At 72.7% G+C, this 25872-nt stretch carries 20 protein-coding genes; 12 read left to right on the top strand and 8 right to left on the bottom strand.

From position 1 onward, the window contains the following. Positions 1-208 precede the first annotated feature (208 nt). Entirely contained in the window at positions 209-952 is a 744-nt protein-coding gene (locus ACFZDL_RS07510) for a Mut7-C RNAse domain-containing protein (RefSeq protein WP_353596105.1), read from the bottom strand. A 253-nt stretch (positions 953-1205) separates the two neighbouring features. Here ACFZDL_RS07510 and stsA point away from each other — a divergent pair, with 253 nt between their 5' ends. The 5 genes from stsA to ACFZDL_RS07485 all read left to right on the top strand — a co-directional run bounded on the left by stsA (position 1206) and on the right by ACFZDL_RS07485 (position 4976). Beyond that, entirely contained in the window at positions 1206-1379 is a 174-nt protein-coding gene (gene stsA / locus ACFZDL_RS07505) for a StsA family sactipeptide RiPP (protein WP_391190623.1), read from the top strand. Between the two features lie 84 nt (positions 1380-1463). Beyond that, positions 1464-2882, top strand: a complete 1419-nt coding sequence (gene stsB / locus ACFZDL_RS07500) for a StsB family radical SAM/SPASM domain sactipeptide maturase (RefSeq protein WP_353596107.1) — start codon at positions 1464-1466, stop codon at positions 2880-2882. A gap of 12 nt (positions 2883-2894) precedes the next feature. Further along, positions 2895-3209: a PqqD family protein gene (locus tag ACFZDL_RS07495; protein ID WP_353596108.1), complete on the top strand. Its 315-nt coding sequence runs from the start codon at positions 2895-2897 to the stop codon at positions 3207-3209. Further along, the gene (locus ACFZDL_RS07490) at positions 3206-4156 is read left to right on the top strand and encodes an ABC transporter ATP-binding protein (protein WP_353596109.1); all 951 of its coding nucleotides are present in this window, start codon (positions 3206-3208) and stop codon (positions 4154-4156) included. Before ACFZDL_RS07495 ends, ACFZDL_RS07490 begins: the two co-directional genes overlap by 4 nt. Continuing rightward, positions 4146-4976, top strand: coding sequence for an ABC transporter permease (locus ACFZDL_RS07485; RefSeq protein WP_353596110.1), 831 nt, complete (start codon positions 4146-4148; stop codon positions 4974-4976). The genes ACFZDL_RS07490 and ACFZDL_RS07485 overlap by 11 nt, the downstream gene beginning before the upstream one ends. Before the next feature lie 67 nt (positions 4977-5043). Here ACFZDL_RS07485 and ACFZDL_RS07480 read toward each other — a convergent pair whose 3' ends face one another. Continuing rightward, positions 5044-5541 (bottom strand): hypothetical protein, encoded by a 498-nt coding sequence (locus ACFZDL_RS07480; protein ID WP_353596111.1) that lies wholly within the window; start codon positions 5539-5541, stop codon positions 5044-5046. 91 nt (positions 5542-5632) lie between these two features. Next, positions 5633-6658 (bottom strand): LysR family transcriptional regulator, encoded by a 1026-nt coding sequence (locus tag ACFZDL_RS07475; RefSeq protein WP_353596112.1) that lies wholly within the window; start codon positions 6656-6658, stop codon positions 5633-5635. 37 nt (positions 6659-6695) lie between these two features. On the opposite strand from ACFZDL_RS07475, the gene ACFZDL_RS07470 reads away from it, so the two are divergent. Both ACFZDL_RS07470 and ACFZDL_RS07465 read left to right on the top strand, forming a co-directional pair. Next, complete coding sequence (locus ACFZDL_RS07470) at positions 6696-7658, top strand: serine hydrolase (protein WP_353596113.1); 963 nt, start codon at positions 6696-6698, stop codon at positions 7656-7658. Positions 7659-7731: 73 nt separating this feature from the next. Then, positions 7732-8688 (top strand): MBL fold metallo-hydrolase, encoded by a 957-nt coding sequence (locus ACFZDL_RS07465; RefSeq protein WP_353596114.1) that lies wholly within the window; start codon positions 7732-7734, stop codon positions 8686-8688. A 60-nt stretch (positions 8689-8748) separates the two neighbouring features. On the opposite strand, the gene ACFZDL_RS07460 is transcribed toward ACFZDL_RS07465, so the two are convergent. Then, positions 8749-9495, bottom strand: a complete 747-nt coding sequence (locus tag ACFZDL_RS07460) for a ribonuclease BN (RefSeq protein ID WP_391190714.1) — start codon at positions 9493-9495, stop codon at positions 8749-8751. A gap of 241 nt (positions 9496-9736) precedes the next feature. Between ACFZDL_RS07460 and ACFZDL_RS07455 the strand changes: the two genes are divergently transcribed. Next, positions 9737-13147, top strand: a complete 3411-nt coding sequence (locus ACFZDL_RS07455; protein WP_353596115.1) for a SpoIIE family protein phosphatase — start codon at positions 9737-9739, stop codon at positions 13145-13147. Between the two features lie 3 nt (positions 13148-13150). On the opposite strand, the gene ACFZDL_RS07450 is transcribed toward ACFZDL_RS07455, so the two are convergent. Genes ACFZDL_RS07450 through ACFZDL_RS07440 form a run of 3 tightly spaced genes read right to left on the bottom strand, consistent with a single transcriptional unit; the run spans position 13151 to position 15256 of the window. After that, the gene (locus ACFZDL_RS07450; protein ID WP_353596116.1) at positions 13151-14140 is read right to left on the bottom strand and encodes a MauE/DoxX family redox-associated membrane protein; all 990 of its coding nucleotides are present in this window, start codon (positions 14138-14140) and stop codon (positions 13151-13153) included. Then, on the bottom strand, positions 14137-14793 hold the full coding sequence (locus ACFZDL_RS07445) for a cell wall protein (RefSeq protein ID WP_353596117.1): 657 nt from the start codon (positions 14791-14793) through the stop codon (positions 14137-14139). The genes ACFZDL_RS07450 and ACFZDL_RS07445 overlap by 4 nt, the downstream gene beginning before the upstream one ends. A gap of 13 nt (positions 14794-14806) precedes the next feature. Beyond that, entirely contained in the window at positions 14807-15256 is a 450-nt protein-coding gene (locus ACFZDL_RS07440) for an RlpA-like double-psi beta-barrel domain-containing protein (RefSeq protein WP_353596118.1), read from the bottom strand. 229 nt (positions 15257-15485) lie between these two features. Here ACFZDL_RS07440 and ACFZDL_RS07435 point away from each other — a divergent pair, with 229 nt between their 5' ends. The 4 genes from ACFZDL_RS07435 (at position 15486) to ACFZDL_RS07420 (ending at position 23278) form a co-directional block, all read left to right on the top strand. Continuing rightward, the gene (locus ACFZDL_RS07435) at positions 15486-17006 is read left to right on the top strand and encodes a glutamate synthase subunit beta (protein ID WP_353596119.1); all 1521 of its coding nucleotides are present in this window, start codon (positions 15486-15488) and stop codon (positions 17004-17006) included. A gap of 192 nt (positions 17007-17198) precedes the next feature. Continuing rightward, positions 17199-18623 (top strand): hypothetical protein, encoded by a 1425-nt coding sequence (locus ACFZDL_RS07430; protein WP_353596134.1) that lies wholly within the window; start codon positions 17199-17201, stop codon positions 18621-18623. Positions 18624-18686: 63 nt separating this feature from the next. Further along, a complete protein-coding gene (locus tag ACFZDL_RS07425) occupies positions 18687-20615 on the top strand; it encodes an ATP-binding protein (RefSeq protein WP_391190616.1) in 1929 nt (642 codons plus the stop codon). A 74-nt stretch (positions 20616-20689) separates the two neighbouring features. Then, positions 20690-23278, top strand: coding sequence for a hypothetical protein (locus ACFZDL_RS07420; protein WP_353596120.1), 2589 nt, complete (start codon positions 20690-20692; stop codon positions 23276-23278). Here the strand turns inward: ACFZDL_RS07420 and ACFZDL_RS07415 are convergent. After that, on the bottom strand, positions 23271-25835 hold the full coding sequence (locus ACFZDL_RS07415; RefSeq protein WP_353596121.1) for a SpoIIE family protein phosphatase: 2565 nt from the start codon (positions 25833-25835) through the stop codon (positions 23271-23273). The two genes, ACFZDL_RS07420 and ACFZDL_RS07415, sit on opposite strands and share 8 nt — an antisense overlap. Between the last annotated feature and the right edge of the window lie 37 nt (positions 25836-25872).

Below are 25872 nucleotides of genomic sequence, written 5' to 3'. Positions count from 1 at the left end.
TTGCCTCCCCGTATGACGGCCGACCAAAACGCTTAGTCACTTCGTCGCGGCCAACACTGTGGCATCGTCGCACAGGGATACAGGGTTGTGATCCTTTGCCGATAGGCTGTGACGCAAGTCACAATTTGCACCATGGGTGGGAATGGAGCCGTTTACTCCGTTCCTGCTCCACAGGATGCATTTTTCCGACTCAACCGAAACGCGGAGGCTAGGCCCTGCCGCCAATAGGAGTACCGAACTCCCCCATCGCCTGCCGGACGATCGCCTCCAGCCGGGCGTGGTGCGCGCCGCGCCAGTACACGCGCTCGCAGGCCGTGCACTGGGCGAAGACGTCGTAGGTGCGGCGCGTGCCGCCTTCCAGCCGCTCACGGACGGCGTCCTTGTCGGCGTCCTCGAGCCGGCCGTTGCACGCGGTGCACCGCGTCCAGGGGGCGAGCGGCGGGGTGAAGCGGCCGAGCACATCGCGCAGTTGGTCGTCGGGGCGGTCGCTGTAGACGAACGCCCCGGCCCACAGCTCTCGGCGGCGCAGCAGCCCCCGGTCCCGGGAGAGCAACACCCGCCGCTGGGCGGCGGAGAGCGCGGCCAAGGCGGGGTCGCCGATGTCCTCGCTCTCGTAGGCCGCGTCCACACCCAGCAGCCGCAGCCGCCGCGCGAGCGTGCCCAGATGCACATCGAGCAGGAAGCGCAGCGGCGCGCCGGGCACCCGCTGCGGCCGCGCCACCGCGCGCACCTCCACGAACTCCCCCGCGCGTGGCACATGCGACACCGGAGTCTCGCGGCCGTCCACGACCAGCCCGCCGACCTCGGTGAGCGGAACGCCGAGCGATTCGACGACGTGTCCCAGCGTGGACGCTCCGTCGGTGACCACGGCGGTCCGCTCCCGGCGCCGCTCGGGGACGGCGAACATCCGCAGTTCGGGGGCCAGGCTGAGGTGGATCTCCGGTCCGTTCACATGGCCAGCATGCCAGGCTGCGCCACTCCAGTCACTTTAGTTACTTCCCGCCACTCGCCACGGAATGCAGAAATGATCGACACGCGGAGCACAAGGGCCTCTCGGGAACCATTAAATCGACGGGAGAAAAATGGCGTGAATACTTCCGCCTGACCGGGCTCATCGATCGCCGGCTATCCGGACGCCCTTATTCCTGGTTGACACTCACGACCGGCCACACCAATGCTTTGGGAGCTCGGCCGAGTAAGAGCGGATGACCGCAAGCGCCAATCGTGAGAAAGGACGAATCATGGAAAGTCCTGCCTGGGTGAAGCCGGAAATGCTTCCGGTCGAGTTCGACATCGACCAGCCGTGCTCCTGCGACTGTTCGGGCGGTGCCGGCGCCGGGTCCGGTAACGCGGAGTCCGAGCCGAGACTCGAGATCTGACCGACGGCTGTCGGCAGTCCCCGTCAGCCGGCAGGCGGGGCCCGGCGCGCGGCCGGCGCCCCGCCTGCTCATCGGAGGTGCAGGATGAAGCTACTGGAACAGTGGTCCGACCTGGTTGTGCCCGAAGATCTCGTCTATTTCCGGGACTCGGAAAGGCAGTTGGTCACCAACCCCGAACTGGCGGCCTGGTGCATGCTGACCGATCCGGAATCCGCCGTGCTGAAGGCGCTCAGCCGCGGTCAGGAGCCCCCGCCGTACGACGGTGGGCCCGCCGGGGTGGAGCGCGTCCTGGCCAAGCTCGTGCTCAAGTGGATCGTCTATCTGCCCGGGCACCGCCCGGCGGTGCGCCAACCCGAGCCGAGTCTCACCACCGTCTACTACGCGATCACCGACGGCTGCAATCTGCGCTGCCCGTACTGCTACGCCTCGTCGGAGAAGTGCCTGCCCGGGGAGCTGACCACCAAGGAATCGCTCGATCTCGTCGACCAGGTGGCGGACATGGGCGTCCGGCAGATGATCTTCACGGGCGGCGAGCCGATGCTGCGCAAGGACCTGTTCGCGGTCGCCTCGCACGCCCGCGACCGCGGGCTGACCGTCAACATGATCACCAATGGCACGATGATCCGCAACGAGGAGATCGCGCGGCAGATCTCGGAGATCTTCGGCACGGTGACCGTGAGCGTGGACGGCGGTACGGCGGAAATCCACGAGCGGACCCGCGGCAAGGGCACCTTCGCCCGGACCGGCAAGGGCCTGGGGCTGCTCAACGAGGCGGGCGTCGTCCCGGTCATCAACCATGTGGTGACCCCGGAGAACGTGGACGCCCTGGAGAAGGTCTGCGCCTTCGTGGACGACCTCAAGGTGCGCCGGGTGCGCCTCATGTACCACTCGGACCTCGGCCGCGCGGCGACCGACGGATACGATTTTGGATGGCGGGACTTCCAGAAGATCCAGGAATTCTTCTGGACCAATCCGATGGCCGAGAAGCTTCTCCCCGACGGACCGAAGGCCAGCAAACCCTGCACCATCAGGGGAAACTGCGGCATGGGCGGCAATGAGATCTACATAAACTCACTGGGCGATGTGTATCCGTGCAAACTCGTCACCGAGCAGGTGCACAAGGCCGGTAACGTACGGGAGCACCGGCTGGCCGAACTCTTCGAGGCCCCCGTGCTGGCCGATATGCGCGGCAACAGCGTGTTCAGCGGCGAGAACCTCAAGGACTGCCGGCGCTGCTACATCCGGGCGGCCTGCGGCGGTGGCTGCCGGGCGTACCACATGGCGGAGAGCGGGGACGTGCACCGCAACGGCCGCCATCTGTGCCGGATGCTGCGCCACTCCATGATCTCCAACTGGTGGCGGGTCGCCGGAGTGTCCGGACACCAACTCACCGCTGACCAGGACCAGTTGCTCCAGCCCCACCTGGTACGGGACGACTCCGTCCATCCGGTGTACGAGGACTGGAAGACCTCGGGCCGCCGTCTCCTCCCCCTCGTCGACTGAAGGGACACGTCCATGCGCTACCGGATCGCCCCCGATGTCGTCTGGATGGCCGACGACGGCGAAGTGCGGCTCTATGACGCCGGTGCAGGTGAGTTCCAGACCCTCAACAGTACGGGGGCCGAGCTGTGGATCCTCGTGTCCGAAGGAGAATCCGCCGACGTGGACGCCATCGCGTCCCGGATGGCGCAGCGGTACGCCGCCGAGGACACCGGACAGGCGGCCGTGGTCATGCGGGATGTGCGTGAGTTCCTGGACAGGCTGGCGGGGCAGGGGCTCCTGCTGGCCGACGACGTCGCCCCGTCCGGCATGGCGGGCCCGTCGGCATGACGCCCGCGGTCCGTGCGCATGAGCTGGTCAAACGGTACGACGGCATGGAACACGACGCGGTGAGCCGCCTGTCGTTCGCCATCGAGCCGGGCGAGGTCATCGGGCTGCTGGGTCCGAACGGGGCCGGGAAGACCACGCTCATCAAGATGATCTGCGGGGCCACGGTGCCCACCCGGGGCACCGTCGAGGTGTTCGGAGCCGACCCCGCGGCCCCCACGGGAGCGGTCAAGCGCGGTATCGGTGTCGTCCACCAGAGCGGGCCGTTCGACATGATGCTGCCCGCTCTGGACAATCTGCGCAGCGCCGCCCGGTACAAGGGGCTGCGCTGGCGCGATATCCGAGGGCAGGTGGACGATCTGCTCACCGCCTTCGGTCTGGACGGCAAGACCGCCCAGCTCACCTTCACCCTCTCCGGAGGGGAGAGGAGGCGCCTGCAGGTCATCCGGGCGCTGCTCGGCGATCCGCCGCTGCTGCTGCTCGACGAGCCCTCCGCCGGGCTGGATGTGGAGGGCCGCCGCCAGGTGTGGTCGCTGCTGCACGAACTGCGCCGCCGGCACGGCACCACCATGCTGTGGACCAGCCACTACGTGGAGGAGGTGGAGCGCAACTGCCGGCGGGTCCTGGTGGTCAACCACGGCAGGCTGGTCGAGTTCGCGGCCCCGCGTGAACTCGCCGAGCGGTTCGGCGGCCAGGTGGCGTTGGTGCGCCCGCAGCGCCCCCGGGACACCGGGGAGTTGCTGGCCGTGCTCGGCCGGGCACGGCCACCGCTGCGGGTCACGGCCGGTGAGGGCGAGGTCGAGGTCAGGGGCCAGTCCATGCGGGCCAGCCTCCCCGCGCTGCTGACCCGTGCGGAGGCGCTCGGGATTGGCATCGGGGCGGTCGAGTACCGCACGCCGTCACTGGAGGACGCCTTCTTGACGCTCGTGGGAGCCGGACATGACGGCTGATCTCGCCCCGGAACCGTCCGCGGGGCCGGCGCCCGCGCCCACGTCACCATCCCTGCTGCGCGGCGACGTCGCGGCGACGATGTACCGCGAGTACCTGCTCCTCACCCGCAACCGCACCAACCTGCTGCTCGCCATCACCCCGAGCGCCGTGTACCTGCTCCTCTTCGCCACCTCCCTGTCCCGTCTGATCGGGGACGTGCGGTACGAGGGCCGTCTCGTCGGCTACCCGGAATTCGCCGTCCCCGCCCTGCTGCTCTCCTCGATGCTCGCGGCGGCCACCACCGCGGGCGCCTCCCTCTTCCAGGAGCGCATGGGACGGATGGACGTGGAGCTCTGGTCCTACCCCCTGCGGCGCGGCAGCTATGTGGCGGGCAAGCTGATCGTCTCCACGCTGCTCGTCCTCGCCCAGACCCTGGCCGCGCTGGGAGTCTCCCTCCTCGTGTTCACCTTCCGCTGGCCGCCCAGCCACTGGGCGGCGATCCTGTGCGGGATCGCCGTCGCGTCGATGGCCTTCAACGGTCTCTATCTGCTGCTCGCCACCTTGTTCAAGGACTTCCAGCGCTTCTCGGTGACCATCAACGTGCTCGCGCCCACGCTCCTGTTCGCCAGCCCCTCGTTCTATCCCGCGCCGCAGATGGCCCCTGTGCTGCGCTGGCTGTCCTGGGCCAATCCGGTGACGTACGGAATCCGCTGCATCCGCGACGGGGCGCTCAGCGGTTTCGGCGCCGCCTGGCCCTGGATGCTGACGCTGCTCGCCTTCGCGGCCGTCGCCTGCGCCCTCATCGGACGCTCGTTGCTGGCTCGCGCCCGCGAGATCTGACAGCGGCGGACCCGGACCGCGCCACTGGCGCGCGCCCCGGGTCCGCCGTACGAGCGTGACCTGCCGGTCAGGGGATGATGTGGACGACGATCTCCGTCTGGGCGGCGCCCGGGTTGACGGCCTGGATGTAGCCGTGTGCGGTCCGGTAGACGCCCGTGCCTCCCGTGATGGCCAACGTGACGTCCGGGGGGCCGGCGGCCGTGATCGTGAACCGCCCCTGGAAGGTGAGCTGGCCCTGGGGCAGCACAAGAGTGCCCTGACACAGCAGGTCGCTCACGTCGCCGGGCGCGACCCGGGTCAGCGTGCACACCTCGCTGAAGGTGCCCACCGGCTGGCTGTTCTGCAGCACGTTTCCGGTGATGATGAGCTCGTCCCCCTGGCTCGGCCCGAGGCCGTCGAGGTCCAGGAAGCTCTGCTCGGTCGGCTCGGTGACCAGGTTGAGCACGGTCTCCCGATGGGACGGGTCAATGCCGTCGTCCCCCACGGCCGATGCCGGGACGGCGCAGGCCACAAGGGCGGCAAGCCCGGTGACCGCGCCGAGGCCGACACGCTTCAGATGGTGCATGGCGCTTATCTCCTCTGCAAAGCACAGGGCCGGCAATGCCCATGTGTCATATAAGGAGAGGATCTGATCAAGATCGTGACTCCGCGACAGGTCATGGCCATCCAGGTGACCGGCCGTCCGGGTGATCCGGCGCAGGCCCGGCGCCCGGCTCGAACACCACCGACCACGGCCTCGGCCGCTGCCCGTGCCGTTCCTCCTCCGGGCGCGCGGGCAGCCGCCGTGCCGTCGTCGCGTCGCGGGCCACGACCTCGGCGGCGATGCGTGCGAACCGCCGGGCCTCCGGATGCGTTTGCTCCGTGGGCCAGACGGCGGACATCTCCTGGACGAGCGGGCGCCCCGTCAGCGGGCGCCAGACCACCCGCGGTTCCCGTCCGGCCACCCGGCCGTCGTCGAAGGCCACCCCGCACCCGGCGGAGACCAGGCCGACCAGGAACTCGGGGTTGCGCGCGTGGCGGACGGCGGGCGGGGCGAAGCCGCCCGCCCGGCACAGCTCGAGGGTCCGGTCGTACCAGCCGGGGGCGCCCGCCCGGGGGAAGAGGACCAGATCATGGCCGGCGAGGTCGGCCAGGGAGACCTCCGGCAGCCGGGCGAGCGGGGAGGTGCGGGCCAGCACCACGCCCAGCTCGACCCCCACCATGGGGCCGGGTGTCAGTTCGGTCACGTCAACCGGGTGTTGCACCCAGCCCACGTCGAGCCGCCCGTAGGACAGCTGCCGCAGCTGCTCGGCGGTGTCCACTTCCTGCAGGTCGATCCGCAGGCCGGGACACTGCTCGGCACAGGCCGCCAGCAGCGCGTGCAGGGTGCGGGCGGGCGTCTGGGGCGGCACCCCGGCCCGCAGGGTGGCCGGCTCCCCGGCGCGGGCGCGGTGCATCACCGTGCGCAGCCGCTCCTCGCGGGCCAGCAGCTCGCGCGCCTCCTGGAGCAGCAGGGCACCGGCGGCGGTGAGCCGCACCTGGCGGCGGGACCGGTCGAACAGCTCCACGCCCATCTCGCTCTCGAGCCTGCGGACGGCCTGGCTCAGCGGGGGCTGTGCCATGCCGAGCAGATCGGCGGCGCGGCTGAAGTGCAGCTCCTCGGCGACGACAATGAACAGCCGCAGGTGGCGTATGAGATCCACCGGGCGACCATACGCGACGCACGAGGGGGCCGTGGCATTGGCAGCGATCGGAGAGGGTGAGGGAATCAGTGCCATCGAGGAGCGGGTGGCGGCGGTCTTCGGGGCCGCGGGGGCGCGGGGGCGGCTGCACGCGACATGCGTGGGCGGCGGGCGGGAAAACGGGGTTGGCGGGCGGGAAGACGGGGCCGGCGGGCGGGGGGTGGGCGTCGGCGCGGACGAGCCGGTGGTCATCGCGTCCGTGTTCAAGATCCTGCTGGTGCTGGAGTTCGCACGGCAGTCGGCGGCCGGACAGCTCGACCCACGGGAGCGGGTGCTGCTGACGGCGGCCGACCGCCTCGGCGGGTGGGGCACCGCCGGATGCCTCGACGACGTCGAGACATCGCTGCGCGACCTGGCGTACTTCGCCCTGTCGGTGAGCGACAACACGGCGGCAGACGCGCTGCTGCACCGGGTGGGGCTGGACACGGTGCGGCTGCTGGCCGCCGAACTCGGCCTGGACCACACGGTGGTCGTGGGCGGCCCGCGGGAGCAGCTGGAGTCCATGCTGGAGGACGTGGGCGCCCGCGACGAGGCCGAGTTCGCCGCCGTCTTCCCCACTCTGAGCCCCGAGCGGGTGCGGCGGCTGCGCGTGCTCGACCCGCGGCGGACCACCAGCAGCACGGCCCGCGACATCACCCGGCTGCTGGGGCTGATCTGGCGGGACGAGGCGGGGCCGCCGGAGGCGTGTGCGCAGGTGCGCGAGCTGATGTCCCGGCAGGTGTTCCGCCACCGGCTGGTCTCCGGGTTCCCCGGTGACGTACGAGTGGCCGCGAAGACGGGGACCCTGCCGGGTCTGCACATGGAGGCGGGCGTGATCCACTACCCGGACGGCGGCCGGTACGCGGTCGCGGTCTTCGCCGAGACCCGCGATCCCGGCACCGCGGACCCGGCCGTGGACGCGGCGATCGGCCGGGCGGCTCGGCTGGCCGTGGATCATCTACGAGGCGCTGACCTGCTGTGATATCCACTCGGATATCGACCGAGAGAGGTTTGGATCTTGGACGGGGGCGGTCGTCCCCTGCTGTGCTGTGGCCATGAACGACGAGCAGAGACCACGCTTCGCCCGCCGTCTGCTGTTCCGGGGAGCCGCCGCGGGGGCGGCCGTCCCGGTGCTGTCGGCGGCCTCGGGGGCAACCGCCGCGCCGCGCCGGACCGTGAAGGCGTCCGGGGCGGAGTTCCGCTGGCTGGGGACCACCGGCTGGCGGATCGACTTCGACGGGCGGACCGTACTGTCCGACCCCTATCTGACCCGCTTCGAGACCGGCCTGTTCACGGGCTCCTTCAACCAGCGCACCGAACTGGAGACCGACGAGGAAGCGGTCGCCCGGCACATCGGCCGCCCGGAGCTGGTCCTGGTCAGCCACAGCCACTGGGACCACTTCAACGACGTCCCGTTCATCGCCCGTTCCACCGGCGCGCGGATCGTGGGCACCGAGACCACGTACCACCTGCTGCGGGCCTACGGGATCGACGCGAACAAGGTGATCGTGGTCAAGGGCGGGGAGGTGCTCGACTTCGGCGGATACGTGGTGGAGGTGATCGCCGGCCGCCACAGCCGTAACAAGGCCCACGGCTACTTCGCCCCGGGGACGCTGAACACCCCGCCCGCCGCCGAGCCGGAGACGATCTCCGATCTGCCGGAGGGGGACACCCTGGCGTTCCAGGTGACGGTCGGCGACGGTCCGTCGGCGTTCCTGATGGGGGCGAGCGACTTCAGCGAGCGGGACGCCGAGGGGCTGCGGCCCGATGTGGCGATGGTCGCGGTGCCGAACAGCACCTCGACACACCGCTATGTGCCCCGGCTGCTGGCGGCCCTCGGACACCCGGGCACCGTCGTCCCGGTGCACTGGGACGTCTTCGAGAAGCCGCTGGAGGAGGGCCCTGTGCAGGACCCGACGATGGATCTGGACGGCTTCCGGGCGCAGGTGCGGGCGGCCGCGCCCGGGACCCGGATCCTGCTGCCCGACTATCTGACGCCGTACCGCTTCTGAGCCCACCGCTTCTGAGCCGCCCCCGAGCCCGCCGTTCGCGGTCGCGTCAGCGGACCGGCGTCAGCCCTTCCCGTGCCGGCGCCGGTTCGACATCAGCACCCACTCCTCGTGCAGCAGCCTGCCGAGGAGCGCCCCGCCGAAGACCACGTAGCCGACGCCGACCAGCCAGGACTGGACGACCAGGACCGTGCCGACCGGACCGTAGGAGACGGCGCTCGAGGCGATCAGTGGGGAGAACACCAGACGGGAGAAGATCCGCAGGCCCAGCAGCCCGGCCCCGGTCGCCAGCGCTCCGGGCAGCAGGGCGCCCCAGCCGATCCGCCCGCCGAGCAGCACCCGCTGCGACCACCAGAAGAACACCACCGTTCCCACGATCCCGGTCCACAGCCGCCGACCGGGACCGAGGTGCGAGGACAGCAGGAGGTAGCCGATGAGCACCGCGAGCCACACCAGATGGCGCCAGACGGTGTGCCAGCGGCCCGGGGGCAGCTCCCACACCTTCTCGTAGCCGGTCTGCACCGCCGCGCCGAACCGGAGGCCGAACACGCACAGCGTCGCCAGACCGAAGGCCGTCGTGGTCTCCAACGCCTGCCGCGGCGGGGCGAACAGCCGCCTCACCTCGTCCCGCGACCCGTCGGACACCCCGAGCCCCTCGGCCAGCCACTGGGCGAAGCCCTGCCGGTTCACCGGATCGGCCGCGGCGACCACGATGAGCAGCGGTACGAGGGTGAGGAAGCCGAGCGCGGCGAAACCCATGGCGCGGTGGAGCAGTTCGAACTCGCTGCCACGCCGCCACCCGCGCCCCACCGGGGAGGCGTGGAAGGCCTGGTGCAGCCGACTGAAGAGGGATTCGTGGTCCCGCCGCGCCCGTTCGCCGCGCGGCGGTCCGTCGTCTCGCGGTGATCCGTCGTCCCGCGGTGTGGGCCCGCGCACTCGGCACACCGTACCAATGATTCGGAAAGTTCGTTTTGGGTGACGCTACCCCATATGGGTCTCCGATCCGCCGCGGCACCGCTGTGCCACACTGTGGGTGAGGAGAGCCGACTCCATGAACGGGCCCGAGAGACAGCGCTCAGCGGCGGAGGAGCTGTTCGCCACGGGCGGTCCGCTGGGCAGGCTGATGAGCGGCGTCGACTGGCCGGCGACCCCCCTGGGGCGGACGGAGACATGGCCTGCCCGGCTGACCGAGGCCCTGCGGATCACCCTCGGCTCCGAACAGCCGATGGCGGTGTTCTGGGGCCCTGATTTCCGGATGCTCTACAACGCGAGCTACGCCGCCCTCATCGGCAGCAAACACCCGGGGGCGCTGGGCCGGCCGTGCGGCGAGGTGTTCCCCGAGAACTGGGAGGGGACCACGGGGCCGCTCTTCCGCTCCGTGACGGACAGCCGCAAGCCGACCACGGTCACGGACATGAGCTTCTCGCTCATCCGGCGCGGCTTCCTGGAGCAGTCCTACTACAACATCTCCTTCCAGCCGATCATGCTGCCGGACGGCACGGTGGGCGGTGTGCTGAGCTTCGTCACCGAGACCACGGCCCGGGTGCTCGGCGAGCGGCGGCTGCGGCTGCTGGCCGCCCTCGGCTCCAGGACGGCCGGGCTGCTCACCCCGCAGGACGTCGCCCGGACGGTCGCGGAGGTGCTGGACGCCCACTGCGAGGACGTGCCGTTCACCGCGGTCTATCTGGCGTCGCGGCCCGGAAGGCTGCGGCTGGCCGCCGCCACGGCCCAGGCGGCGGACGCCACCGGGCCGGCCGGGGACCTCCGGCTGGACGAAACCGCCGCGGAGGGCGGGCTCGCGGCGCGGCTGGCCCCGGTGGTCGAGGGCGCCGCCCCGGCCTGGCTGCCGGGTTCGCTGCTCGGGTGGCCGGGGGAGAAGGCCCTGGCCCATCCGCTCATCCGCTCGGGCGAGGTGGCGGGCGTACTCGTCATGGGTGTCAACCCCAAGCTGCCCGTCAACGCCCCCTACCGGGACTTCTACGATGTGCTCGCCCAGGGGGTCAGCGCGGCGCTGGCGGCGGCGCACACCCAGCAGGAGCACCGCCGGCGCGCGGAGGCGCTGGCCGAGCTGGACCGGGCCAAGACGACCTTCTTCTCCAATGTCAGCCATGAGTTCCGCACCCCGCTCACCCTGCTGCTGGGGCCGGTGCAACAAGCCCTCTCGGTGGAGGACCGGCCCGAGCGGCGCAGACAGCTCGAGCTCGCCGAGCGCAGCGCGCTGCGCCTGCTGAAGCTGGTCAACACGCTGCTCGACGTCTCCCGGGCGGAGGCCGGGCGGCTGAAGGGCACCTTCGAGCCGGTGGATCTGTCGCGTCTCACGGCCGAGCTGGCGGCGGTGTTCCGCTCCGCCTTCGACCTGGCGGGGCTCAGCCTGCGGGTGGAGTGTCCCCCGCTGCCCGAGCCGGTGCATGTGGACCGGGAGATGTGGGAGAAGATCGTCCTCAATCTGCTCAGCAACGCGCTGAAGTTCACCTTCGCCGGCGGGGTCACGGTGCGGCTGGCAGCCGCCGGGGGCCGGGCGCGGCTGACCGTGGCGGACACCGGCACCGGGGTGCCCCCGGAGGAGCTGCCGTATCTGTTCGACCGCTTTCACCAGGTGCGCGGGGCGCGCTCGCGCTCGCACGAGGGCAGTGGCATCGGCCTCGCGCTCGTCAAGGACCTGGTCGAGCTGCACGGGGGCACCGTCTCGGTGAGCAGCAGGCCCGGCGAGGGCAGCACGTTCACCGTGGAGGTGCCGTTCGGCACCGCCCATCTGGCGGCGGGGGCCGCCGGCTCCTGTGTCGGCCTCCGCGGCCATGACGGAGCCGCCCGGCGCGAGCGCACCACCGCCTATGCGGGGGAGGCGCTGCACTGGCTGCGGGGCGACGCGGAGACGGCCGCCGACGCCGGCGAACGGGCTGCGGTGGTCTCGCGGGACGGCGACGGCACCCGCCGGCCGCTGCTGCTGGTCGCCGACGACAACGCCGATGTGCGCGACTACCTCAAGGAGCTGCTGGCCCCGGACCACGATGTGCTGCTGGCCGGGGACGGCCGGGCGGCGCTGGAGACCGCCCTGTCGCACCCGGTCGACCTGGTGCTGACCGATGTGATGATGCCGCGGCTGGACGGCTTCGCGCTCGTCCGGGCGCTGCGCTCGGATCCTCGGACCACCCGCCTGCCGATCATCGTGCTGACCGCCAGGGCCGGGGAGGAGGCGACGGTGCAGGGCCTGCGGGCGGGCGCGGACGACTACCTCGCCAAGCCCTTCTCCGCCCGTCAGCTGCTCGCCCGGGTGCGCGCCAACCTGGAGCTGTCGCGGCTGCGCGAGAAGGTGCTCGCCGACAGCCGCCGCCACGCGGCCGCGCTCACCGCCCTCGCCCAGGCGAGCATGCTGTTCTCCGACAGCCTCGACCCGCCGCAGGTGCTGGAGACCGCGAAGGAGGTGCTGATTCCGGCCTTCGCCGACGCGATCCGGATCCGGTTGACCGACCCGCGGGCGGAGCGGCCCGTGTTCGCCGCCGGCGAGCGGACGGCCGGGCCGCCGGAGTTGGAGCGCGCCCTCGGCGAGAGCCTGGGCACCGGAGGCACCGGGGTGCCCCTGCCCGACACCGTGCTGTCCGTGCCGCTGGTCGCCCACGGCCGGACGCTGGGGGCGCTGGCCGTCGCCAGGCGCGGGCGGGCGTACCGCGAGGAGGACCGGAGCCATCTCGAATCCCTCGCCGGCAGGCTGGCCCTCGCCTACGACAACGCCGCCCGGTTCCGCAACGAGCGCCGGCTGGCCCTGACCCTGCAGCGGGCGCTGCTGCCCCGGCACCTGCCCCAGGTGCCCGGTCTGCGCACCGCGTCGTACTACCGGGCCAGCACCACCGGTACGGAGATCGGCGGCGACTGGTACGACGTCATCGCGCTGCCCGGCGGGGCCATGGGGCTGGCGATCGGCGATGTGATGGGACACGACGTGGACGCCGCGACCGTGATGGGCCGGCTGCGGCCCGCCCTGCGCGGCTTCGCGCTCGACCGCGCCTCCCCGGGCACGCTCCTCGCCAAGCTGGACGCGTATCTGCGGTCGCTGGACGTCGAACACTTCGCGACGTGTCTGTACGCGGTGTACGAGCCGCGGACCCGGCGGCTGCGGTGGGCGTCCGGCGGACACCTTCCGCCGCTGGTGGTGGCGGGCGAGGCCACCGCTTTCCTGCGGACCCGGCCGGGCGCTCCGCTGGGGCTGACGCAGGGGGCGCCCGAGAACCACGCGGCGCGGCTGCCGGCCGGCGCCGGGCTGCTGCTGTTCACCGACGGTCTGGTGGAGAACAGCAGGCTCTCCGTCGACGAGGGGCTGGCGGCCCTGCGGGCGACCTGTGCGGGGCTGTCCGAGTCGGCGCGGCTCGACCCGCAGCGGATCATCGACTGCTCCACGGGCCTGCTCAGCACCCCCGGGCACGTCGACGACGACACCGCGCTGCTCGCCGCGTCGACCGGGCCCTGAACCTCAGCCAGGTCCCGGGCGCGCGCCATCCTGTGGGCCCGCGCCCTCCCGTGGGCTCCCGCCCTCCCGTCGGCTCCCGCCAGGCCCTGGGCTCCGGCCGGGACCCTGGAGCGGCCGGGTCGGGGCCGCCACCGGCTCTCCGGTGTCCGCGTCGACGACACCGACGCGGACCGCGGGCTCGGCCACCGTGTCCAGGCTGGCCCCGGCGTCCAGGGCGAAGAGCACGAAGACCGGCCTGGCGCCCGGGCCTCCGCCGTGCACCCCGGAGTACTGCAGAACGCGCCAGCCGCCGTCGTCCCAGTGGTCCAGCAGCGCCGACCGCACCACCGGGGCGGCCGCCCGCCAGGCCAGCGAGCGCTCCAGCAGCTCGACCGTGGCGGCCACCGGGACCACGCCGCCGTCCACCGGCCCGGCGAGCGGCGGCCCGGCACCCCGCCGCCGCAGGCCACGCGCCCGGACGCCACGCCACCACCAGCCCACGCGGCCATCGGCGAAGAGCACAACGAGCCCTGCCGCGGCGCCACCGCCCAGGCACAGCGAGGCGACCGGCCGCCGCGCCACCGCGGCCCACCAGGGCTCCCCCGCCGTCGCCGCGACGGCCGTCACCGCGCCGCCCGCCGCCACGGCGGCGGCGCGGGCGAAGGCGCGCCAGGTGACGGGGGCCGTGCCGCTCCCCGTACAGCCGCAGGGCGAGCCCGGGGCGGCCCGGCGGGCGTAGGCCAGATAGCCGGTGAACCCCGCGCCGAGGACGGCGGCCGCCACCCCGGGGGCGACGGTCCCCGGCAGCGCCGGCAGCGCGACGGCGAGCAGCAGTTCGAGGGCGCCGAGCAGCCGGAGGGCGAGCGCGGCCCGGCGGGCACCGCGCACCAGCCGCACGAGCGCGGCGGGCGGCGCCGGGCGGGCCCGGCGGCGGGGCAGCAGCTTGGCCGCGCCGGTCCAGCCGAGCAGCGCGGCGGTCAGCAGCGGGGCCACCGCGGCCGGCGGGGCGGTCACCGTACTCTCCCCGGCGGGGGCCCGACCGAGACCCGGACGATGTCCACGGCCCCGTCCGCGGGCCGCCACGCGCCGAGGACCTGGGCACCGTCGCCCACCCGCAGCCGGGACAGATCGGAGGTGGGGGCGGCGCGCGCGTACGAGGCACTGGTGGCGGCGGGGAGCAGATGGCCGACGATCCGGTGCGCTCCGTGCGTCAGGTGGAGCCGGTCCCGGTCGATGCGGCGGACGGTGCCGTAGAGGTTGACGATGTTCACCCACACCGCGTCCGCGGCCACGGTGCCGTCGGGCATGGGGACACCGCGGGCGTAGAGGCCGTCACCGGCCTCGATCTCCTCGGCGGTGGCGACCCCCGCCTTCCAGACGCTGGTGGCGTTGGTCAGCCGCACCCGCGCCCGGTCGCCGTGGGATCCGGCGACGTCCAGCACGCTGCCGTCGATCCGCTGGATACGCCCCTCCACGAACGCGCTCCGGGCGACGGCCGGATCCAGGGGCGCGAGGGGCGCGGCGAAGGCGGCGTCGGCGTCGACGGCGCCCAGCGAGGTCGCGCCGACGATGGTGGCACCGCCCAGGGCCACGCCGGTCAGAAACCGCCGTCTGCCGGGGTCCGCGAGGTCTTCGAGGCGCCGGGGCGCCTGCCGGGGCGGGGTCATGGCCGGTCCCCCGTCACTCGTCGATCAGCACCGGCAGGGTGCCGGAGCTGAGGCTGCCGAGGGCGGCGAAGGCCGCGGGCGTGAGGTCGATGACGCGGTTGGTCCGGCAGACCCCGTCGCAGCAGGTCTTCTCGGAGCAGAAGCTCTTGGTGCGCGGGCCGCAGTCGGTGATCGTCACACGGACCGCCGCGTGGGAACACTGGTGGCGGACGGTCAGTACGCTGCCGCAGCCGCGTCTGGGTATGTCCTCCCCGCACAGGTCCGGCCTGGTGATCTCCCAGCACTCCCGGGAGGCGTGCGGCCAGGCGGCCTGCGGCTCGCCGGACCGGCAGGTGCCGCAGGCGCCGCCGCCCGTGCTCGCGCACGGGCCCCAGGAGTTGCCGCAGCAGAACCAGCTGGCCTCCCCGGCCCACAAGGGCGTCGCTCCAGCCGATCCGGCCGCTCCCCTCGATCCACGGGCCATGACGCCGCTCCCTTCCGTGCTTGTTCCGCCTTGTTGCGCGTCTTCTCCAGCGTGCGGGGAACACCACCGGGCGGCGATCGCTCGTCCGCCGATTGCGCGGCGGCCGCAGGTGGCGGGCCGGGCGCCCTTGCGCCCGGACGTACAGTGGGGAAAGGCGTGGTCGCCACGGTGCGCCCGCCACCACGCGGCCGGTCCGGGACACGGACAGACACGGGTAAGGGATGCCGCCATGGCCGACCCGAAAGGCTTTCTCTCCACACCTCGCCGGCTTCCGCCGCGCCGCCCGGTGGCCGAGCGGATACGGGACTGGAACGAGGTCCAGGTGCCCGGTGGCCTGCTGCCGATCGTCGGCGCGCAGGCCGGGCGCTGCATGGACTGCGGCATCCCGTTCTGCCATGAGAGCTGTCCGCTGGGAAACCTCATCCCCGAGTGGAACGACCTGGTGGCGCGCGGCGACTGGCGGCGGGCGAGCGAGCGGCTGCACGCGACCAACAACTTCCCGGAGTTCACCGGCCGTCTGTGTCCGGCGCCCTGCGAGAGCGGATGTGTGCTGGCCGTCAACCAGCCCGCGGTGACCATCGAGAACGTCGAGCGGGCCATCGCGGACCGGGCGTGGGAGAGCGGCTATGTGACCCCGAAGCCACCGGAGCGGCTGTCCGGGAAGACCGTCGCGGTCATCGGCTCGGGCCCGGCGGGCCTGGCCGCGGCCCAGCAGCTGACCCGCGCCGGACACACGGTGGCGGTGTACGAGCGGGCCGACCGGGTGGGGGGCCTGCTGCGCTACGGCATCCCCGAGTTCAAGATGGAGAAGCGCCACCTCGACCGCCGTCTGACGCAGATGCGCGCGGAGGGCACCAAGTTCCGTACGGGCGTGGGCGTGGGCACCGACCTGGACGCCGCCGAGCTGCGGGCCCGTTACGACGCGCTGGTCATCGCGGTCGGGGCGACGGCGTGGCGGGAGCTGTCGGTGCCGGGGCGGGAGTTGGCCGGAATACACCAGGCGATGGAGTATCTGCCGCTGGCCAACCGGGTCCAGGAGGGCGACTTCGCCCGGCCACCGATCACCGCCGAGGGCAGACATGTGGTGATCGTCGGCGGCGGGGACACCGGCGCGGACTGCCTGGGCACCGTGCTGCGCCAGGGCGCGGCCTCGGTCACCCAGCTGGACATCCACGCCCGGCCCGGGACCGAGCGGCCCGAGCACCAGCCCTGGCCGGTCCACCCCAGGATCTACCGGATGTCCGCCGCCCATGAGGAGGCCCAGGAGCTGGGCACGTCCCCGGACGCCGAGGTGGACGCGCGGCTGTTCTCGGCCGCCACGATCCGCTTCGAGGGGGCGGACCCCGGCGCGGGAGGGCCGGGAGGCTCGGCGGGGGCGCCGGGCGGTGTCCGGGCGCTGCGGCTGGTCGGGGTCGACGCCGACGGGCGGCCCCAGCCGGGCCCCGGGCGGGTGCTGCGGGCGGACATGGTCCTGCTGGCGCTGGGCTTCTCGGGTCCGGAGCGGGACAGCGGCCTGATCGACCAGCTCGGCCTGGAGCTCGACGCCCGGGGGAACATCGCCCGGGACGAGGGGTTCGCCACCGGCTGCGAAGGGGTCTTCGTGGCGGGTGACGCGGGCCGTGGCCAGTCGCTGATCGTGTGGGCCATCGCCGAGGGCCGCTCCGCCGCCGCGGCCGTGGACCGCTATCTCGCCGGCTCCACGACGCTCCCGGCCCCCGTCACCCCGGCGGACCGGCCGCTCGTCATCTGAGCACGGCGGCCCGGCGGGGTCCTGCGCGCCGGACCCGGGGCGGCGCTGTCAGACCCGGTGGATAACGTTCTTGGTAGCGGTGCCGGGCGGGGCCGCGCCCGGGACGCGGCATGCGGGAAAGCGGCATGCGGAACAAAAGGGGGGACAGTGGCACAGGCGACGGGGGAAAGGCGGCATGCCGCGGCGCGGGGGGTGATCGACCTGCGCGACCGACGGGCGCTGCTGGAGTGTCAGGTGGCGGATCCGGCGGTGGCGGAGGAGGGCCGCCGGCTCAAGGAGGCGGCGCTGCTGGACTTCGGGGTCAAGGACAGCGTGGTGGGCTCGTGGCTGTACGCCAAGTGCCACCATCAGATCGCCACCGCGGCGGTGGACACGGCGGCGGTGGTGGCCGTGGGCGACGGCAGCTGCCTGCTGCTGTACAACCCGGAGTTCTTCGTCCGGATCGGGCCGAGCGGGGTGCGGTTCGTGCTGTACCACGAGGCGCGCCATCTGATCCATCGCCATCTGTATGTGGACGAGGAGCTGCGCGCCGACCCGGTCTTCGAGCTCGCCGCCGAGGTGGCGATCAACCATGTGGCCATGGTCCGGCTGGGGCGTACGGAGCTGCCCGCCCAGGAGGTGCCGGACGGCCTCGGGGGCACCCGCCGCGAGCCGGTGGGCGTCGATCCGCGCGAGGTGCACCAGCGCTATGTGGCCGATCTGGCCGAGCAGGGCCTGACGCCGCTGTCCTACCAGGACTTCGTCGACACCGACCTCGGGGTGTACGGGGAGCTCAAGCGGATGAGACGGCCGCCCGTGGCGCCCGCGGTGTGCATCCATATGCACCTGGCCGCGGCCGGGCAGGGCGAAGGGGCGGGCCCCGGGCTGCCGATGGACGAGGAGACGCTTTCCTCCGTCGTCGAGGCCACCTTGAGCGAGGCGATGCGGGCGGCGCTGCGCGGCGAGGGCATCGCCCGGGAGGAGATGCTGGCCCTGGCGGACCGCAGCGCCGGGGGCGGCAGACGGCTGGAGCGCATGTGGGGCCGTATGGGCCTGGCCGCGCTGCGCGGTGAGACCCCGCGGACCAGGCGGGTCGAGTGGTGGCGGCGCTGGCTCTCCGATGTGCTGGCCTCCAAGCTGCGCGAGGGCGAGCGGCTGGTCTATCCGAAGAAGCAGGGGGCCGTGCTGCTGGCGCTGGGCCACGACCCGATGCTCTCCCGGAGGGGCGCGGAGCGCACCAAGGTGGTGGTCGTCGCGCTGGACACCTCGGGTTCGATGCCGCAGTCCGTGGTCGACTGGATCACCTCGCTGGTGGGCCGGACCGACGGGGTGGAGAGCCACTGGCTGAGCTTCGACGGCGCCGTGATGCCCTTCGTCCCCGGGGAGCGGGTGCTCGGCGGTGGCGGGACGAACTTCCACCTGGTCGTCGACTATGTCGAGGGCCGACTGGCGGTGAACGGGCGGCGGTTCGAGGAGCGCGCCGACGCGGTGATCATGGTCACCGACGGATACGCGCCCAAGGTCACCCCCGCCCACCCCGACCGGTGGATCTGGCTGATCACGGACGGCGGGGACGACTGGCCGGAGCGGCACGATCCGCCGATGGCCTGCCACCGGGTGGTCACCGGTGACAGCTGACGGCCGATTCGCCGGCTGACCGTTTCGGACTTCGACAGACACACGACGAGGGAACAAACCACTGTGAGCAGCGTGGAGACGACGGCACCGGCCGCGGAGGACGGGTCCGCCGACCGGGCGGGGCAGGCGGCGCGGCAAACGCGGAAGACGCGGAAGACGCAGAAGACGCAGGAGACTCCGCGGCGGACCGGGCCGGGCAGCGGTTCCCGTCTGGAGCAGTTCATCAGCGCGATGATCGCGATGGGGCAGACCGGCCAGGTCTTCGGCGAGCACGGCATCGGCAAGACGTCGACGTTCCTCACCTACGTCCCCGAGGCGCACCCCGGCACCGAGGTGATCCTGGTCCCGGCGGCCAATCTGACCCCGGACGACCTGCTGGTCAACGCGCCGGTGCGGGACGAGCACAGCGGTGAGCTGGTCCTCACCCAGCTGATCATGCGTCAGCTCACCCCCGGCACCCCCTTTGTGCTGCTGATCGACGACTCGCTGCAGGCCGGGGAGACCATTCAGTCCCAGCTGATGCAGATCGCCTGCAACTGGACGCTCGGCGAGCACGACCTGCGCAAGCTCGGCTGCGTCGGCGTCTTCCTCGCCGACAACGAGTCACTGGCCGAGACCAGCGCCCGGCGCAGCGATCTGGCCGTGCTGGACCGTATGGTCACCCTGCGGGTGACCGCCAATGACACCGCCTGGCGGCAGAAGCTGACCGAGCGCTACCCGGACTGGGACCTGACCGAGGTGTTCCGGCTCTGGGCCGGGCTGACCCCGCGGCTGCGCTCGCTGCTGTCGCCGCGCACCGTCCAGCATGTGCTGGACTGCGCCCGCGCCGGGTTTCCCCTGTCCTGGGGGCTGCCGCTGGTCGGCGGCCAGCGGCTGCGGCTGCGCGATGTGAAGTCGGACGGCAAGCCCGGCCCCGACCGCACGGCGGAGATCCTGGACGGTGTCGCGGCCGCCGTCGGCTGCCCGAACCCGGCGACCATCGCGGATCCGGTGCGCGCCATTTTGCGCACCGCCGTCCGGGAGAACTGGTCCGTGCTGCTCCAGGGCCCGCCCGGCTGCGGCAAGACGGAGATCACCAAGGCGGTGGTCCAGGAGGAGACGGGACGCGACCCGGTCTACTTCTCGCTGCCGGTGACCAACGTCGAGGACCTGTGTGTGCCGATCCCGACGCCGGACGGCACCTTGGACACGCTGCTCAGCCGCTCGCTCATGGGGCCCGAGTCCAAGGTGATCGTGTGGGATGAGTACAACCGGCCCAAGGACAAGGCCACCTTCGCCAAGCTGATGGAGATCACCCAGGAGTGGTCGCTGGCCGGCCGGCCGATTCCGGGGCTGTGCGCCCAGATAGCGCTGCAGAACCCTCCGTACCACCTCGGCCGCAAGCTGCTGGTCAGCAGCAACAACGTGGCGCAGGCCAGCCGTTTCACGGTCAGCTACGAGGTGAGCCCGCAGGACATCCCCGCCAATCAGTGGCTGATCGACACCTATGGCGAGGTGGCCGAGACGGTGCTGGAGTGGTGGAAGAGCGACATCGACGACGAGGGCCGGGAGTGGATCACCAAGCGGACCCTGGAGCGGCTGATCAAGCTGCATCTGGCCGGGCAGCCGCTGGAGACCGGGCTGATCTACCTCGGCGACGGGGAGTACGCCCCGGTGCCGCTGTCCGGGCTCGAGGCGAGGCTGTCGGAGAGCCAGGGGCAGAAGGTCCTCGGGCTGAAGGAGCTGGCGCGCGATGTGGCGGAGTGGGAGGCCAGGCTGGCCGCGGCCTGCGAGAGCTCGTCCGAGGGCACCAATGACACCGATCTGGTGCACCAGGTGTTCGCCAACGCCGAGGTCTCGCAGCTGAAGCGCCATGCCGAGGTGGTCGCGCGGCTGTTGCGCCATATGCCGCCGAAGCTGCGCGCCGCCCATCTGGTGGGGCAGACCCCGGAGCGGCAGCGGTTCTGGATCGGCGCGCTGTCCCAGATGGCCGAGCTGTCCGCCGCCCCCTGACCCCCGCTCTCCTCCCCTTCTCTCCCCTTCTCCTTGCCTCCTGCACTTTTCTTGACGATCGGAGAACACCCGGCGTGGCGACCCTCGACGATTCCCTGCTCTCGGCCACGTTCCGGCTGGCCGGCCCGGACCTCGCCCCGGACCTGATGCCCCGGCTGCGCGAGGAGGCCATGGCGCTGATGGCCGGGCGGGAGCCGCTGCCCGACTATCTGGTGGACACGGCGTTCGCCACCGGCGACGCCGAAATGATCTGGTCCCTGTCCGGGTGCCCGCTGACGCCCGAGCGCGAGCCAGTGCTGCTGCGCCTCGCCTCGCTGGGCTATACGGCCCTCGGCCCGCGGCTCTACCGGGGATACGGCGACCGGCGGAAACTGCGGGCCGCGTTGCTGGAGGGCGCGAAGCGGAATCTGGACGACCCGGACTGGTACGAGCCGGACGGGCTGGTGGAGTACCTGCTGAACACCACCAGCCTGGAAGAGCTCTTCCCGGCGCTGCGCGCGCCCTTCCCCCGCGTCGTGCGCCACGCGCTCGAGTGCGTCGGCGACAAGGCGGACGCGGACGACCAGCTGGCGGCCTGCCGGGCCGTGCTCACCTACGGCGGCGTGGCCGAGCTGGCCGAGCTCGCCGAACTGCCCTCGCTGCGCCCCGCGCTGGCGAAGCTGGTGCGCCGGGCGGTGGCCGCGCCGGACCCGGCGGCCGTGCTGGAGACCGCCTCGCTGCCCCGGGACGCCGAAGCCCCCGCCGAGCCCGCCCCCGCGCCCCAGGCCCCGCCCCTGTCCGGGCCGGAGCTGGTGGCCCGGCTGCGCGCGGTGACATGGGCGCGCGAGGACGTCCCGCTGGGCGGGGCGGACTGGGATCTCCTGCTGGCCGAGCACCGGCGCGAGCCCCTGCCGAACGGCGCCCTTCTCGTCCTGGCGGCCCACCAGGACTGCTCGGAGGAGCTTGTGCTGGAGGCCTACAAGAAGGCGCCCCGCCATCTCCCCGACACCTCCCCGCTGCCGTGGCTGCTGCTGGCGGACGCCGACTGGAGCGACTCCTACTCCCGCTTCGACCTGGCCAAGCTGCTGCGCCGGGGCATCCAGGGGGCGGCCTATCCCGTCGAGCGGGTACTGGCCGAGATCCGGCCCGCCCGTACGGTGCTCTCCTCGCTGCCGTACGAGGAGGACGGGGTCCGCGAGGCGCTGACCGGCCTGGTGGCCGAGCTGGGCGACGACTTCGCCACCTGGCGCGCCCTGTACTCGCTGATGCCCCGCTTCGCCGGGACGTCCACGGAGCTGATCGCCGCGGCCCGCGAGCAGACGGCCAAGCACCGGGGCAAGACCTGGCTCCGGCCGCTGGCCCCCGAGTACCCGGTGAGCGAGCCGGACGGCACCCGGGCGGTGTTTCTGCAGCTGTACGGGCTGGCCACCGAGGACGTCCAGCTGGCGCTGGCGGCCCACCTGGACCAGCGCTCCATCCAGCATCTGCTCGTCCACCACAAGCCCTCGGCCGCCCTGCGCGACCGCTTCGTCGCGCTGCACGGGGTGTCCGTGCTGGCCGGCATCGCCTCCAGCTGGGAGCTGCCTCAGGACACCATCGAGGAGCTGCTGCTCCACGACGACCCCGAGATCAACGCCAAGCTGTACATCCACACCCCGCTGACCCCCGGACAGCGCCGGCAGATCCTGTCCGGCCGGCGCAGCCGCCCCGACAGCGGTGAGGGGCCGCTGCCGCTCACCGAGGAGGTGTTCGCCGAGCTGCGCACCAGCGGGCGCCGCCACTGGCTCCTGCCGATCAGCGAGGCCGGCGATCCGCGCCTGGCCCGCATCCTGCTCGGCAAGATCAAGCTGCATACGCTCGCAGGGCAGCTGCTGCTGGTGGTGCGGCTGTGGGAGCGGCACGGCGCGGAGGAGGTGCGCGCGCTGCTGGAGGAGACCGAGTTTCCCGAGCGGCGCAGCAAGAAGCACCCCCTGCCCGCGGCCACCCAGAAGATCGTCCGATCCGCTCTGGAGGCGCCGGACGGCCTGGCCGAGCTGCGCGAGCGGCTTGAGCTGGCCCAGTCGCCCGCGAGCCAGGCGGCGTATCTGCGCGGTGCGGCCGAGGGGCGGCGCGACCAGCTCGTCCCGGCGCTGGAGCGGCTGTCCGAGGAGACCGGTCCGGATCTCCCGTGGCAGGACCTGATGGCCGAGCACCGCCGCGAGCCGCTGCCGGACGCGCTGCTGGTCGAGCTGGCGAAGCGGGACGACTTCCCGGACGAGCTGCGCGCCGACTGCCGGGACGCCGAGGTGCGGCAGGGGCACCCTGCCCATCCACACCGGCTCACCGGTCCGCGCCCCACCGCCCTGGAGCTGCTGCGCCACCACCAGCTGCCCCCGTACATCCAGCAGGACTGGCTGAACACGGCGGTGTCCTACGGGCAGCTGACCTTGTCGGACATCCTGAACTCGGCACGGCCCGCCCGCGTGGCCGCGACCTACCTGGCCAAATACGCGTCGAACCGTCCCCAGGAGGCCCAGGACGGCATGGATGAGCAGCTGCGCCGGGTCCGTCAGGAGGCCCTGGACCTGATCGCCGCCCACCTGGGGAAGGACCCGGAGGCATGGACGGTGGCCATGCGGCTGATGCCCGAGTTCACCGGCACCCTCCCGGAGCTGCTGGCCACCACGGCGGCAGTGATCAGCTGAGGGCGAGGACGGAGGAGAGGGGCGACGCGGACGCCTCGGACGGCAGCGTCTGCTCGGTCCAGATGACCTTGCCGCGCCTGGTGTAGCGGGTGCCCCAGCGGTCGACCATCTGGGCCACCAGGAACAGCCCGCGGCCGCCCTCGTCGGTGATGGCGGCCCGGCGCAGATGGGGCGCGGTGGTGCTGCCGTCGGCGACCTCGCAGATCAGGGCCCGGTCGCGGAGCAGGCGCAGCCGGATGGGGCCGGAGGCGTGGCGGATGGCGTTGCCCAGCAGCTCGCTGACCACCAGTTCGGTGGTGAAGCCCGCCTCCTCCAGGCCCCAGTCCGCGAGGGTCCTGGCCACGGCGGCCCGCATGTCGGCGACGACCGCGGGGTCCGACGGGAGGTCCCAGGAGGCCATGTGGTCCTCGGCCAGACCGGTGGCGCCGACGACGAGCAGCGCCATGTCTTCGGTGGGGTGGCTCGGCGGCAGGGACTCCATCACCGTCCGGCAGGTGCGCTCGGGGTCGGGGTCGGCGCGGGCGAGCGCGCCGAGCAGCCGCTGGAGACCGGTGTCGACGTCGACGCCGCCGGACTGGAGGAGCCCCTTGGTGTACAGCACCAGGCGGCTGCCGTCGGGGAGGTCGAGCTCGGCGGTCTCGAAGGGCAGCCCGCCCAGGCCCAGCGGCGGTCCGGCGGGCAGGTCCAGCAGGGCTGCCGTGCCGTCCGGGCGCATCAGGGCGGGCGGCGGATGGCCGGCCCGCGCCAGAGCGCAGCGCCGGGCGGCCGGGTCGTAGATCGCGTACAGGCAGGTGGCGCCCGTGACCCCGGCGCCGGGGGATGCGCCGTCCGCCGCGGTCTCCTCCTGGTCCAGGTGGTCCACCACCTCGTCGAGGGCGGTCAGCAGCTCGTCGGGGGGCAGGTCGAGCGAGGAGAAGTTGTGCACGGCGGTGCGCAGCCGGCCCATGGTGGCGGCGGCGTGCAGGCCGTGGCCGACGACATCGCCGACGACGAAGGCGACGCGGGCGCCGGACAGGGGGATGACGTCGTACCAGTCCCCGCTCACCCCGGCGTGCCCGGGCACATAGCGGTGGGCGACCTCGACGGCCTCGTGCTCGGGCAGTTCACGGGGCAGCAGGCTCCGCTGCAGGGCCAGTGCGGTGGCGTGCTCGCGCGCGTAGCGGCGGGCGTTGTCGATGTACGCGGCCGCCTGGCTGACCAGCTCCTCGGCGAGGGTGAGATCGTCGTCCTCGAAGGGCGCCGCGCTTGCCGAGCGCCAGAACTCGGCCCGGCCCAGGGTGACGCCGCGCGCCGTGAGCGGCACCGTCACCGAGCCGATCGGCTCGCCCACCAGGCGCGGTGCGGAGTCCCCCGGAGTGGCGCTGACGGCGACGCGGCGCATCCGGGTGTCCCCCGCCCGGGGGCGGGTCCTTGGCTCCTCGCCGCGCAGGACCGATTCCAGCAGGTCGACGGTGACGACGTCGGCGAAGCGCTCCACGGCGACCTGCGCCAGTTCCTGGGCGGTGCGCACCATGTCGAGCGTGGTGCCGACCTCGACGCCCGCGTCGTACAGCAGCTCCAGGCGCGCCCGCGCCCGGTCGGCCTTGTCCGTCAGGGTCTGGAGCTCGGTGATGTCGCGGAGGGTGGCGACGCTGCCCCAGGGCTGTCCGGGCCGGCGGGTCGGGCGCTGGTTGACGGCCAGCCGCCGCTCCCCCACCTGGTGGATCTCGTCGGTGGCCAGGCGGCCCGAGGCGAGCAGGGCGGCGGTGTCCGGTGGCAGGCCCGCCTCCGTCACCTGCTTTCCCTGGGCGTCGGGCGGCAGGGCGAGGAGTCTGCACGCCTCGTCGTTGGCGAGCAGCAGCCTTCCCCCGCGGTCGACGATCAGCACGCCCTCCCGTACGGTGCGCAGCACGGCGTCGTGCTGTTCGTACACCTTGGTGATCTCGGCGGGTCCCAGGCCATGGGTCTGGAGCCGCAGCCGCCGGCCCACCAGCGCCGCCCCGCCCGCGCCGAGCGCGAGGGCCAGGCCCAGGGAGCCGAGTATGAGGGGCAGCTGGCGGTCGACCGAGCGGCTGACGTTCGGGATGGTGACCCCGGCGTTGACGATGCCGACCACCTTTCCGCCGGCGCCGGTGACCGGGACCGCCGCGCGGATGGAGGGGGCGGACAGGCTGACGGCGGGGACCTTGTCGGTGAAGGAGCGGCCCACCGTGGCCGGGTAGAGGGGGCGGTCGACGCGTTTGCCGATCTCGCGGGGGTTGGGGTGGGTGTAGCGGATGCCGCTCGGGCTCGTCACCACGATGTAGTCGACGTTGGCGTCGCGTCTGACCCGCTCGGCGAAGGGCTGGAGCGTGGCGGTCGGGTGGCGGGAGACCAGGGCGGTGAGGACTCCCGGGGCGCGGGCGAAGGAGTGGGCGACGGCGAGCGCGCGGCCCCGGGCCTGGTTCTCGCCATTGCTCTGGGCCTGCAGGACCAGCGCGGCGCCGGCGGCGACCACGAGCAGCGCGGTGATCACCAGCAGCAGGGCGAGCGCCTGTCCGGCGACACTGCGGAGGCGCAGCGTCGAACCCACCTTCATCTGGTCTTTCTAGCATATTTAGGGCATTTGCACCGCC

The sequence above is a fragment of the Streptomyces sp. NPDC007917 genome (genome assembly GCF_042959105.1).
GTDB lineage: Bacteria > Actinomycetota > Actinomycetes > Streptomycetales > Streptomycetaceae > Streptomyces.
Note: the sequence above shows the minus strand (reverse complement) of the source record. Positions and strands in the feature narration are given on the sequence as shown.